At 54.4% G+C, this 12,569-nt stretch carries 13 protein-coding genes and 1 other annotated feature; all 13 genes read right to left on the bottom strand.

Annotation, left to right across the window (positions count from 1 at the left end):
• Positions 1-10 precede the first annotated feature (10 nt).
• Positions 11-1,558, bottom strand: coding sequence for a 2-isopropylmalate synthase (locus tag JCR24_RS01180; protein WP_014196460.1), 1,548 nt, complete (start codon positions 1,556-1,558; stop codon positions 11-13).
• On the bottom strand, positions 1,545-2,570 hold the full coding sequence (ilvC, locus tag JCR24_RS01175; protein ID WP_014196461.1) for a ketol-acid reductoisomerase: 1,026 nt from the start codon (positions 2,568-2,570) through the stop codon (positions 1,545-1,547). Before ilvC ends, JCR24_RS01180 begins: the two co-directional genes overlap by 14 nt.
• A gap of 102 nt (positions 2,571-2,672) precedes the next feature.
• Complete coding sequence (gene ilvN / locus JCR24_RS01170) at positions 2,673-3,191, bottom strand: acetolactate synthase small subunit (protein ID WP_011232136.1); 519 nt, start codon at positions 3,189-3,191, stop codon at positions 2,673-2,675.
• The gene (gene ilvB, locus JCR24_RS01165) at positions 3,170-4,909 is read right to left on the bottom strand and encodes an acetolactate synthase large subunit (protein WP_033845346.1); all 1,740 of its coding nucleotides are present in this window, start codon (positions 4,907-4,909) and stop codon (positions 3,170-3,172) included. The genes ilvN and ilvB overlap by 22 nt, the downstream gene beginning before the upstream one ends.
• Positions 4,910-4,979: 70 nt before the next feature.
• Positions 4,980-5,246, bottom strand: a binding site (T-box leader).
• Positions 5,247-5,268: 22 nt separating this feature from the next.
• On the bottom strand, positions 5,269-6,168 hold the full coding sequence (ilvE, locus tag JCR24_RS01160; protein ID WP_238979933.1) for a branched-chain-amino-acid transaminase: 900 nt from the start codon (positions 6,166-6,168) through the stop codon (positions 5,269-5,271).
• A gap of 509 nt (positions 6,169-6,677) precedes the next feature.
• Entirely contained in the window at positions 6,678-7,184 is a 507-nt protein-coding gene (locus JCR24_RS01155) for a metallophosphoesterase family protein (RefSeq protein WP_011232139.1), read from the bottom strand.
• Positions 7,181-7,795: an XTP/dITP diphosphatase gene (locus JCR24_RS01150; RefSeq protein WP_011232140.1), complete on the bottom strand. Its 615-nt coding sequence runs from the start codon at positions 7,793-7,795 to the stop codon at positions 7,181-7,183. The genes JCR24_RS01155 and JCR24_RS01150 overlap by 4 nt, the downstream gene beginning before the upstream one ends.
• Positions 7,792-8,562, bottom strand: coding sequence for a ribonuclease PH (gene rph / locus JCR24_RS01145; RefSeq protein WP_042382079.1), 771 nt, complete (start codon positions 8,560-8,562; stop codon positions 7,792-7,794). The genes JCR24_RS01150 and rph overlap by 4 nt, the downstream gene beginning before the upstream one ends.
• 151 nt (positions 8,563-8,713) lie before the next feature.
• Positions 8,714-9,787, bottom strand: a complete 1,074-nt coding sequence (locus JCR24_RS01140; protein ID WP_011232142.1) for a GerMN domain-containing protein — start codon at positions 9,785-9,787, stop codon at positions 8,714-8,716.
• Positions 9,788-9,892: 105 nt separating this feature from the next.
• The gene (gene racE / locus JCR24_RS01135) at positions 9,893-10,687 is read right to left on the bottom strand and encodes a glutamate racemase (protein WP_011232143.1); all 795 of its coding nucleotides are present in this window, start codon (positions 10,685-10,687) and stop codon (positions 9,893-9,895) included.
• Between the two features lie 9 nt (positions 10,688-10,696).
• A complete protein-coding gene (locus JCR24_RS01130) occupies positions 10,697-11,140 on the bottom strand; it encodes a MarR family winged helix-turn-helix transcriptional regulator (protein ID WP_014196465.1) in 444 nt (147 codons plus the stop codon).
• 208 nt (positions 11,141-11,348) lie between these two features.
• Positions 11,349-11,573 (bottom strand): helix-turn-helix domain-containing protein, encoded by a 225-nt coding sequence (locus JCR24_RS01125; RefSeq protein WP_008881129.1) that lies wholly within the window; start codon positions 11,571-11,573, stop codon positions 11,349-11,351.
• Between the two features lie 234 nt (positions 11,574-11,807).
• Positions 11,808-12,569 carry a succinate dehydrogenase iron-sulfur subunit gene (gene sdhB, locus JCR24_RS01120; protein ID WP_011232145.1) on the bottom strand — a complete coding sequence of 254 codons (762 nt, stop codon included), beginning with the start codon at positions 12,567-12,569 and terminating at the stop codon, positions 11,808-11,810.

The raw sequence follows: 12,569 nt of genomic DNA, 5'->3' as shown, positions 1-12,569 counted from the left end.
CCCCCCGTTTTTATGGTGTTGCCACTTTCTCGTTTTCGCCGCGCATCGCTTCGATCATAAACACACGGTTGATGGCGTTGATGTACGCTTTCGCCGATGCTTCCAACACGTCTTGTGCAGTGCCGCGCCCGCTCGTCTCGATGTCATGGGCGCGCACTTTGACGAACACTTGGGCCAACGCATCGCGGCCGCCGCCGACCGATTCGATCCGGTAGTCAAGCAGCGTCACCGGCGTTTGGAAGCAACGTTCCAATGTATTGTACAGCGCCTCGACGCTGCCGGCGCCGGTCGCCGCTTCTTGGATTTCATTCCCCTTCCCGTCTTTCAGTACAACGACCGCTGTCGGAATTTGATTCGTCCCGTATTGCACTTGAATGGAAGACAATTGGTAAAAATCTTTAAAGTGGTCGAACTTCTCTTCGAAAATCAACGCGATTAAATCGTCGTCGGTAATGTCCTTCTTTTTGTCCGCCAATTCTTTAAAACGGACAAACAGCTGATTGATTTCTTCATCGGACAACGTGTAGCCGAGCTCCTCAACCCGGTTGCGAAGCGCATGGCGGCCGGAATGTTTGCCGAGCACCATCGAATTCGACGGCACGCCGACGAGCTCCGGCGAAATGATTTCGTATGTCGTTTTTTCTTTTAAGACGCCGTCTTGATGGATGCCCGATTCATGCGCAAACGCGTTTTTGCCGACGACCGCTTTGTTGGGTGGAACGACGACCCCGGTCAGCTTGCTGACAAGATTGCTTGTGCGCTTAATTTCCTGCAAATTGAGGCGCGTTTCCACTTGATAGTAGTCTTTGCGGATGTGAAGGGCGACAGCGATTTCCTCAAGCGCCGCATTGCCGGCCCGCTCGCCGATGCCGTTGATCGTGCACTCGACCTGCGTCGCTCCATGTTCAATGGCCGACAGCGAGTTCACCACCGCCATGCCCAAGTCATCATGACAATGAGCGGAGAGTGAAACCTTTTCAATATTCGGAACATTGTTTTGCAAATAGAGGAAAATTTCCCCGTATTCTTTCGGCGTAATATAGCCGACCGTATCCGGAATGTTGATCACCGAGGCGCCGGCTTTGATCACTTCGGCGACGATTTTCGCCAAAAACGGCAACTCGCTTCGGCACGCATCTTCCGCCGACCATTGGACGATCGGGAAAAAGCGCTTCGCGTATTTCACCGCCTCAACCGCCGCTTCAATCACTTGTTCCGGCGTCATCCGCAATTTATGCACCATATGGATCGGCGAGGTGGCGATGAATAGGTGGAGCCGCGGCTCCGCGCCGCCTTTTAACGCCTCCCACGCCGCATCAATGTCGCTTCGGACCGAGCGCGACAGCCCGGTGACCGAGCATGTTCTCACCGTTTCGGCAATTTGTTTGACCGCCTCAAAATCGCCTTTCGATGAGGCGGGGAAACCCGCCTCGATGATGTCAACCCGCAGCCGTTCAAGTTGACGGGCAATTTCCAACTTTTCTTGCAAATTCAAGTTCACACCAGCGGATTGTTCCCCATCACGCAATGTGGTATCAAAAAACTTAATTTTTCGCACCTGGCACCACCGCCTCGATTTGTTTTGCCTTCACAAACGGCATCATGCTTCGCAGTTCGCGTCCGACAATCTCAATCAAATGCTCATTCTCACGCCGGTTGATGGCGTTGAACTCCGGACGGTTCGCTTGGTTTTCCAAAATCCAGCTCTTCGCGAATTTGCCGGTTTGAATGTCATCGAGCACCTTTTTCATTTCCGCTTTCACAGCGTCGTTAATAATGCGCGGGCCGGTGATAAAGTCGCCCCATTGCGCCGTATCGGAAATCGAATAGCGCATCCACGACAAACCGCCTTCGTAAAGGAGATCGACGATGAGCTTCATCTCATGCAAACACTCAAAATAGGCGACTTCCGGCTGATACCCGGCTTCAACGAGCGTTTCAAACCCGGCTTTGATGAGCGCCGTCAGCCCACCGCACAGCACCGCTTGTTCACCGAACAAGTCGGTTTCCGTCTCTTCTTTGAACGTCGTCTCCAACACCCCAGCTCGAGCAGCGCCGATCGCTTTCGCGTAGGCGAGCGCCGTTTCTTTCGCGTGTCCGGTCACATCTTGGTAGACGGCGATGAGCGCCGGCACGCCCGCTCCTTCCGTATATGTGCGCCGCACGAGATGGCCTGGGCCTTTCGGCGCAACCAAGAAGACGTCAACATGATTCGGTGGGACAATTTGGCTGAAATGGATGTTAAAGCCGTGCGCAAACACAAGCGCATTGCCTGGCTCGAGTTCCGGCTCGATTTCCTCTTTGTACACGGCCGGCTGCTTCTCATCCGGCAGCAGCACCATGACGATATCAGCCTGCTTCGCCGCTTCGCGGACTGAATACACCTCAAATCCGTCTTGTTCTGCCTGCTCCCACGATTTTCCTTTTCGCAGTCCGACGATGACGCGAACGCCGCTGTCGCGCAAGTTTTGCGCATGGGCGTGGCCTTGCGAGCCGTAGCCGATGATCGCGACCGTTTTCCCTTGCAAATATTGTTCGTTTGCATCCCCGTTATAGTAGACTTTTGCCATGATTACCCTCTCCTTTGTTCTGTAGTTTGACAATCCCTACGCTTGGCCGCCCCTTGTTTGGCGGTTCCATGAAGCAATCAGCGCTGTTTTGTATGATAGCTGTTAAATAATGAACGCCGTTTTCTGATTCGTCGTCGCTTTTTGCGCCCCGCGGGTGAACGCGGTCGTTCCCGTGCGCGCCACTTCCTTAATGCCGTACGGGCGCAATAGTTCAATCAACGCCTCGACTTTCTCCGGCTCGCCGGTCACTTGAATGACGAGGCTGTCTTTGCTTACGTCGACGATCGAGGCGCGAAACGGCTCGATGAGCGTGTAAATTTCCTGGCGGACCGCCGGAGGAGCGGCAACTTTAATGAGCGCCAGCTCGCGGGCGACGATCGCTTGGTCAGTGATGTCATTCACCTTCAACACATCAATCTGCTTGTTCAGCTGCTTAATGATTTGCTCCGCCGTCCGTTCATCGTCAACGTTGACGACGAACGTCATCCGCGAAATGCCCTCGATTTCCGTATGCCCGACCGTAATGCTTTCGATATTGTAATGCCGCTTTGTAAACAACCCGGTAATGCGGTTTAAGACGCCGGGGCGGTTGTTGACTGTCATCGTGATGATTCTTCGCATGCTTTCACCCCCACCATTTCATGAAGCCCTTTGCCGGGCGCCACCATCGGATAGACGTTCTCGTCGGCGCGGACATGGAAATCAAGCAGCACCGGCCCATCCATCGCAAACGCTTGTTTTAACACTTCGGCCGCTTCCGCCTCCGTCTTCGCCCGCAGACCTGGCATCCCGTATGCTTCGGCAAGCTTGACGAAATCCGGCTGGTTCGGAATGAGCGAATGGGAGTACCGTTTGTCATAGAACAGCTCCTGCCATTGCCGCACCATGCCGAGCGCCTGGTTGTTGACGATGACGATTTTGATCGGCAGCCGTAGCTCCTGGATGACCGACAGTTCTTGGAACGTCATTTGGAAGCCGCCGTCGCCGACGATCGAAACGACCGTAGCGCTCCGATCGGCGAGCTGGGCGCCGATCGCTGCCGGAAGCCCGAAGCCCATCGTGCCGAGCCCCCCGGACGTCACCCACCGGTGCGGCCGGTTGAACTTGTAATATTGCGCCGCCCACATTTGATGCTGGCCGACGTCCGTCGTCACGATCGCCTCGCCGTTTGTCATTTCATAGATCATCTCGATCAGTTTTTGCGGTTTGATCGTGCCGGCTTCCGGCTCATAATGGAGCGGGAAGCGCCGCTTCCATTCATCAAGCTGCGCGAGCCACGCCGCCGTGTCCGCCGGCTTGCCTTGCTGGGCGATCAGCTCTTGCAAGGCGGCTTTTGCATCGCTGACGATTGGAATTTTCGTCGGCACGTTTTTGCCGATTTCCGCCGGATCGATGTCGATATGGGCGACGGTCGCTTTCGGCGCGAAATATTTTAAATTGCCGGTGACCCGGTCATCGAAGCGGGCGCCGATGTTGATGAGCAAATCGCATTCACACAGCGCCATATTCGCCGTATACGTACCGTGCATGCCGGCCATGCCTAAAAACAGCGGATGGTCGGCCGGGAAACCGCCAAGGCCAAGGAGCGTATGAATGACCGGAATGTTTTGCTGTTCGGCGTATTGCCGCAATTCATTGGACGCATTGGCGTGCAAGATGCCAGCGCCGGCTAAAATGACCGGCCGCTTTGATTGGCTGACCGCCTCGACAAGCCGGCGGATTTGCCAATGGTTCGGCTGCGTCGTCGGCTGATAGCCAGGCAAATGAACGTCTTGATCGTAATCAAACTCCCCTTCGGCCGTCGTAATGTCTTTTGGAATATCGATCAACACCGGTCCGGGGCGCCCGGTCGTCGCAATGTGAAACGCCTCTTTAATGATTCTCGGCAGCTCGCTGATGTCGCGCACTTGGTAGTTGTGTTTCGTAATCGGCATCGTAATGCCGACAACGTCCGCCTCCTGAAACGCATCCGAGCCGATGACGCTCGTGGCCACTTGCCCGGTAAAGACGACGAGCGGCAGCGAATCCATCATCGCGTCGGTCAACCCGGTGACGATGTTGGTCGCTCCCGGGCCGGAGGTGGCGATGACGACCCCTGGTTTTCCAGAAATGCGCGCATATCCTTCCGCCGCATGGATGGCCCCTTGCTCATGCCGCGTCAGCACGTGGAACACGCCGGCTTTATACAACTCGTCATACAGCGGGAGCACCGCCCCCCCCGGATAGCCGAAGATGACTTCGACTTTTTCTTCCTTGAGCGCTTCAATGAGCATCAGCGACCCGCTCATTCTCGCCTTCGTCCTCGCTTTTTCTTGTTCCTCGACTTTCATTTTTGTCATCGTCGATCCTCCCTGTGATTTGTCATCCATATAAAAAACCTTTCCGCCCACGATGGCTGTCATTTCCAGCCAAAGGGGCGAAAAGGTTTCCTTTCCGCGGTACCACCCTTCTTCACGGCCGTGACGGCCGCCTCAGGAGCGGCCAGCCGAAGCCGGCCGCTCATTTTGGTAACGAGTGAAGCGCGCGTCTCCACTCGTCCAGCCCTACTAGCCGTCCGGCGTTCAGGCTGGCGCTCAGAGGTGAGTTCATCAAGCGGCAACATCACCGGTTCGCAGCTCCCCCGGCTCTCTGTGGATGTTGACCCCGCTGACTACTTATCCTCGTCAACGCTTTTTCGCTATCCACTTGTCATGGACGATCAACCGACATTGGCGTTCGTCGGATACACCTTTACTCCTTCGACGACCACGCGGCGGCGAAATTCTTCAAGCAACCGCTTGGTATGCGGTCCCGGCGTCCCGTCGCCGATCGTCCGGCCATCGACTTTAATGACCGAAATGACTTCGGCCGCCGTCCCCGTCAAAAACACTTCATCCGCGACATAGACATCATGGCGGGTAAACGGCTCCTCTTTCACCGTATAGCCGAGATCCTCCGCGATTTCGATGATCGCTTGACGCGTAATGCCTTCAAGCGCCCCGACATACCCAGGCGGTGTGTAAATGACGCCGTTTTTGATGATGAAAACATTGTCTCCCGAACCTTCCGCGACATAGCCTTGATCGTTTAAGATCAGCGCTTCGCTTACGTTCGCCAAATGCGCCTCGATTTTGACAAGCACATTGTTTAGGTAGTTGAGCGATTTGACTTTCGGGCTCAGCACATCAGAGCGGTTGCGGCGCGTCGCCACTGTCACCACTTCGATGCCGATTTCATATAAATGTTTCGGGAAGAGCGCGAGCGGCTCGACGATAATCACGATTTGCGGCGTTTTGCATTTGTACGGATCCAGTCCTAAATCGCCGACCCCGCGCGAAACGACCAGGCGGATGTATGCATCTTGATAGCCGTTGCGGCGGATCGTTTCGAGCACGTGGCCAATCATTTCTTCCTTCGTGTACGGAATGTCGAGCAAAATCGACTTCGCTGAATTGTATAGCCGATCTATATGTTCTTCGAGGCGGAATACGTTGCCGCTATAGACGCGAATGCCTTCAAATACCCCGTCGCCATACAAAAACCCATGGTCATACACGGAAATTTTGGCGTTTTCTTTTGTCACAAATTCTCCGTTTAAAAAGATCCATTGTTCGCCCACTTCGGTTCCCCTCTTCCTTGATCAGTCAGCAGTTGCTTTGAACGGCTCGATCATTGTATTGAGTCGTTTCTCTTATTTGAAAATTATAATAATCCGAAACCTTTGCGCCGTCAATAACGTTTTTTGAAAATTCCGATTGGTCAAACTATTTGAATGCGCTTACATTATGATAGAATCAAGGTTTTGCCGATTCAAAAAATTTTTTTCTTGGCGGCTCATAGAAAACGCCCTTGAGCGCAGTTCGCTCCTCATTCGATATGAACATAACGGGCTCAAGGCGCGCTCATTTTTCTGATAGAAAAGATCCGTAAGCAACGTTCGCTTCTCACTCGGACATGAAAATGACGAATCAAAACGATGCGCCTTTTTCCACTTCATCTCCCCAAAACGAAAAAAGGCGGCCCAAACACAGGCCCCCTTTCCAAACACGCTATATGGCACTTCCATTTTGAAAGCGAACCTGTTGAAGCGGCCTTGCTTACCGTGAAAAAGCCGGCGGTTTTGCCGGCTTAGATAGAAAACGTTTGTTCCATTTTGAGAATAGGCTGTCCATCCACTTCATAAAACTGGACGTGCGCCCGTCCGCTGTCGACCGTCAGCACCGCGTACGTTTTTTCTTTTCTTCCCCGCGGCAAGGCGATGCTGCCGGGATTGATGAACAGCAACCCATCGATTTGTTCAGCACCGGCCAAATGCGAGTGGCCGAAACAAACGACGTGAGCCCCTGTTTCTTGCGCGCGATAGGATAAACGCAAAAGCGACGTTTTCACCCCGTATAAATGGCCGTGGGTGACAAACAACCGAACGCCGCCCACCTCTTCGATGCGCTCAGCAGGAAACGCGGCGAAATCGCAGTTGCCGCGCACGACGGCAAACGGGGCAATCTCGTCCGCCCCCACCTCCAACTCCGAGTCGCCGCAATGGATAAACAAATCCGCTTCATGGCGATGACGGTTGACAATTGCAGCAAGTTCGGCAGTCAGCCCATGGCTGTCGCTCACAATCACCGCCTTCATTCCGTCCGCCCCTTTCCACCGACGATCTCCTCCCACTGCTCATCGAGCTTCGTCAGCGCCTTGGCGCGATGACTGATTTGATTTTTTTCCTCCGGCGCAAGCTCCGCCATCGTTTTTCCCCGCTCCGGAAGGTAAAAAACCGGATCATAGCCAAAGCCCCCCTCCCCACGCGGCGCTTCGGCGATATAACCATCGCATGTCGCTTCGACAACGGCGGTCGGCCGCCCTGGGATCGCGACGGCGAGCGCACAATGAAAACGAGCCGTGCGCTGCTCCATCGGCACCCCGTCAAGCTCGCGAAGCAGCTTGGCGATGTTGCGTGCATCGTTTTTATCTTCCCCGGCATAACGGGCCGAATGAACGCCCGGCCGGCCGCCGAGCGCATCGACCACGAGCCCGGAATCATCGGCGATCACCGGCCGCTTTAGACGCCGCGACGCCGCTTCTGCTTTGAGCACGGCATTTTCCGCAAACGTGCTTCCCGTTTCTGCGACATCCGGAGCGTCCGGAAAGTCAAGCAGCGATTTCACTTCGACGCCCCGCTTGGCAAACAAAGCGGCGAACTCGCGCACTTTGCCAGCGTTTTTGGTCGCGATGACAATCTCCTTCACTCTGTGTCCTCCTCTGCCGCTTCTTTTTTTTCGCCGATGCGCGCCGCCCACTCGCCCAATGCGCGGCGCTGAACGGCGATGAGCTGCTCGATGCCTATTTGCGCCGCTTCAAGCAATTCATCGAGCTCGGCGCGTGAAAAAACCGCTTCCTCTCCGGTCCCTTGAATCTCAACAAATTGACCGGCTCCGGTCATGACGACGTTCATATCCACTTTCGCCCGCGCATCCTCGTTGTAATCTAAATCAAGAATCACCCCATGCTCCGGATCGATGCCGACCGAGGTAGCGGCGAGAAAATCGCGGATCGGAAGCGCCTCGAGCCTCCCTTCTTCCACCAGTTTGGCAAGCGCCAACACAAGCGCCACATACGCACCGGTGATCGACGCCGTCCGCGTTCCGCCATCCGCCTGAATGACGTCGCAATCGATCCAAATGGTCCGCTCGCCAAGCTGTTCAAGATCAACAACCGAGCGAAGCGCACGGCCGATTAAGCGCTGAATTTCCATCGTCCGCCCCGACACTTTTCCTTTGCTCGCTTCCCTCACATTCCGCTGCTCTGTCGCCCGCGGCAGCATCCCATATTCGGCCGTAATCCATCCTTTACCGCCGCCGCGCATAAACGACGGCACTTTCTCTTCGACCGTCGCCGTGCAAATGACTTTCGTGTCGCCGATTTCAATGAGCACCGACCCTTCAGCGTGCTTCATGTAATGCGGGTGTATATGTACAGGGCGCAGCTCGCAACTGCTTCGTCCGTCCGCTCTCATCAACTGAGTCCTCCTTTTCTCCATCTTCAACGGAATGCCAGACGCCGCATTTCTTTCCGCCTAGCGAAAAAAAGAAAGAGGCGGAATACGTTTCCACCTCTTTGTTATACCATAACGTCCTATTCGTTTCCAGCCTGTCAGCACCAACCGGTTAAAATGTCCCGGTATTGACGTTTTGCGGCCGAGCGACCGGTTTGGTGAGCGGCTTGCCGTCTTCCGTGACAAGATTGGCTTTGCCATTGACTGTGATCGCCACGCTTTCGACTCCTTTTTGCTCAGTGAGCGACAAAACGAGGGAATTCAACACGACGTCGGAAATGACATTTTTCTTGTTGCTTCCATAAATGCCTTCGTTAAAGTTGAGCGTCACTTTGCCATCCTCATATTTCGGGGCATCGACAAGCTTCGCGTCCGGCTGAAAGACGCCGACAAGCCCGCTCCCTTGCTCTGGTCCTTGAATCAGTTCGTTGACGGCCGCGGCAATATCATCTTTCTCCTTATTGGACACACGCCGTGTCACCGGCACATAGTATGTGCTGTTCCCTTGTTGGGCGACAAAATAAACGGTGACTGGATGCGTATTCGTAATGTCTGGCACGCCGCTCGCTTCCATATTGATGCCGTCGGCGCGGCTTACCCCATCTTGAATCGGTGTTTTATTGACCGGCATCACGTTTTGATCGTAGCCGTTGATGCGGATTTTGACGCGCTTGATATTGTCAAATTGCGTCAACGTCCACGTAATGGACTGCAAAATTCGTTTTTCGTCCTCCGGCTTATAGTTTTTAAATTCCGGAGAGAAGTCGGCGATCAACGTTCCGTCTTTTTCCAATTTTGTGCCAAGCACCGTCGTTCCGGCCGGAATGACCGCGCGGAAGCCGTTCGGCAACATTTCTGACACAGGTCCGTCTTCAACCAAATATTCGAGTACTTGTTTCGCCACGGCCTGCGTTTTCGGCAATTCCACTGTTTGCGGCACGACAAAGCCGTTTTTGTCAATCAAGTACAGCTCTCTTTTCACCGTCTCGGTGGCCTTCGCTTTCTCCTTCTCTTCCTTTTGGCTTTCCGTCGCTTCCTGAAGCGCTTGGCCGTCTTTGACATAACTCGTCTCTTGCGGCGGATCGATCTCCTTCACCGCCTCATCTCGCCCAAACAAACCGCAGCCGCCAAGCAACAACAGCGAGGCGAGCAGCGGCGCCGCCCATATGTGAGTCGTCCGTTTCATTGACGTTCCCTCCTACTCGTAGTTTGTACTACTATGTATACGAGCCGTTTTCCAAAATAGAATAAAAAAAATCCTTTAGCGCATGGACGCTAAAGGATTTGTTGGTTACAGCCGAATCGCTTCGACCGTGCCGATCGGCTTGCCAAACCACTTCCCGGAAATCTTTTCAAACAGCTCTTTCGGCCCAGTCGTGAAAAACAAATGCTCCGGTTCGCGCTCGCCGGTGTAAAGGAGCTGGCTGTGATGCAAAATCGCGCTCACTTCACGAGCTGTCTCACCGCCTGAGCAAATGAGCTTCACGCGTTTGCCCATATACGTGCGAATGAGCGGCGCGAGCAACGGATAATGCGTGCAGCCTAAAATCAGCACATCGATCGGCAACGGTCGGAGCGGAGCGAGAGATTCGGCGACGATCGCCATCGCCTCCTGCCCTTCAAAGTCGCCGCTTTCCACCAGCGGAACGAATTTCGGACAGGCCAAGCTCTCGACTTGGACGCGCGGATTGATTGATTGAAGCGCCTTTTCATACGCCCGGCTTCGGATCGTGCCAATCGTGCCGATGACGCCGATGTGCCCGCGCCTAGTCGCTTTCAGGGCGGCGCGAGCGCCGGGATGAATAACGCCAAGCACAGGAATGTCAAGCTTCGCCCGCACGTCGTCAAGCGCGACCGCCGTCGCGGTGTTGCAGGCGATAACAAGCATTTTCAACGGATATTGCCGCAAGTAATCAATCATTTGCCACGTAAATCGACGGACTTCTTCCACCGGCCGCGGCCCGTACGGGCAACGGGCGGTGTCGCCTAAGTAAATAATTTGTTCTTTCGGCAGCTGCCTCATAATTTCTTTGGCGACGGTCAAACCGCCGACTCCTGAGTCAATGACACCAATTGCTCTTTCCAAGTGATCGCCTCATTCTTTCGTCATTTCTTGATGCAATTTGCGCAAACAACGCTCAAAGACGACGATTTCCTCGTCTGAAAAGCTTTCAAGCACGCTCGCTAGATCGCGCTGGCGTTTCTCAATCACTTCTTCGATAATGCGCTCCCCTTTTTCAAGAAGGCGAATGCGGACGACGCGGCGGTCGTGTTCATCGCGGACTCTGGCGACAAGTCCGTTCCGCTCCATGCGGTCGACCAAGTCGGTCGTCGTGCTGCACGCCAAATACATTTTGTTCGATAACTCGCCGACCGTCAAGTCCCCTTCTTCAAGCAGCCACTGCAGGGCGACAAATTGCGGTGGGGTGATCGGATAGTTGGTTAAAATTTCACGGCCGCGCTGTTTCAAATTTGCGGCGATATAGCGAAGCAATTTTTCCAACTCGGCGACCGTTCTTTCATTCATCGCAGACGGCATACCATCTCTCCTTGATCGTTTCCGCGGCCAGCCTCAAACGGCGGCTTGCGCCGACAGCTATTCTTACTTTTCATTTTACAACACCGGCAAAGATAATCAACAAAAAAATGCGGCGGCCGCCGCGGACGAAGGCCGGACGGGCGCCAAGCCTCGTCCGGCCGCAAGGGAACATAACAGCCGGCTGTCCAACAAGGAAAGCCGGCATCGTTTATAGTTCAAGTTCGCCCATTCGAAGCAATTCAATGACAGCTTGCGAGCGCCCCTTGACCCCAAGCTTTTGCATCGCATTCGAAATATGGTTGCGGACCGTTTTCTCGCTGATAAACAGCTCTTTGGCGATCTCTTTCGTCGTCTTGTCTTGCACGAGCAATTCGAAGACTTCTTTTTCTCTTTTTGTCAAAAGCGGCTTCGATTGAAACGATTTGTCCTTCAACGGTTGTAACCCTCCTTGCTCTCAATGGGCCCGAACTGCCGGATGGGTATTTCCTCGCCATATCGTATGTGAGAGCAAGAGCGGCGGTGACGAAAATTTGCTTATCTAATAGAAAAATGGGTCTTTTTTTTTCTTCATCTTTCGGTTCGCCGGAGACGGTTGGCTGCCGCTTGTCCAGAAAAACAAAAAATCCCCCTCATGTCTATTCGAATGAAGGGGATTTTGATTCTGCCGCTACACTTCGTCGCTGCCAAAGAAATCGCGGAACATTTGAATCGTCGTTTCGCGGTTTAACGCCGCGATCGATGTCGTCAACGGAATGCCCTTCGGGCACGATTGCACGCAGTTTTGCGAGTTGCCACAGTTGGCCAGTCCGCCGTCGCCCATAATCGCCCGCAGCCGTTCGGCTTTATGCATCGCCCCGGTCGGGTGGGCGTTAAACAGCCGCACTTGCGACAGCGGCGCCGGGCCGATAAAGTTCGACTTGCTGTTGACGTTCGGGCACGCTTCGAGGCAGACGCCGCATGTCATGCATTTTGACAGCTCGTACGCCCATTGCCGCTTCCGCTCTGGCATGCGCGGCCCCGGACCCAAGTCGTACGTTCCGTCGATCGGAATCCATGCTTTCACTCGCTTCAACGCGTCAAACATCCGGCTCCGATCGATGACCAAGTCGCGGATGACAGGGAATGTGCGCATCGGCTCAAGGCGGATCGGCTGCTCGAGTTTGTCAATGAGCGCGGCGCACGCCTGGCGCGGTTTGCCGTTAATGACCATCGAACAGGCTCCGCATACTTCTTCCAGACAGTTCATTTCCCAAGCGACCGGCGTCGTTTTTTCCCCTTTGGCGTTGACTGGATTGCGACGAATTTCCATGAGCGCCGAAATGACGTTCATGTTCGGGCGGTACGGAATGACAAACTCTTCTTCATACGGCGCGGAATCCGGACGATCTTGGCGCGTGATGATCAAACGAACCGTTTTGTTCTCGCTCAT

It is taken from the genome of Geobacillus sp. YHL (assembly GCF_022341265.1).
Lineage (GTDB): Bacteria > Bacillota > Bacilli > Bacillales > Anoxybacillaceae > Geobacillus > Geobacillus thermoleovorans.
This window is presented reverse-complemented; position numbering and strand designations above follow the sequence as displayed.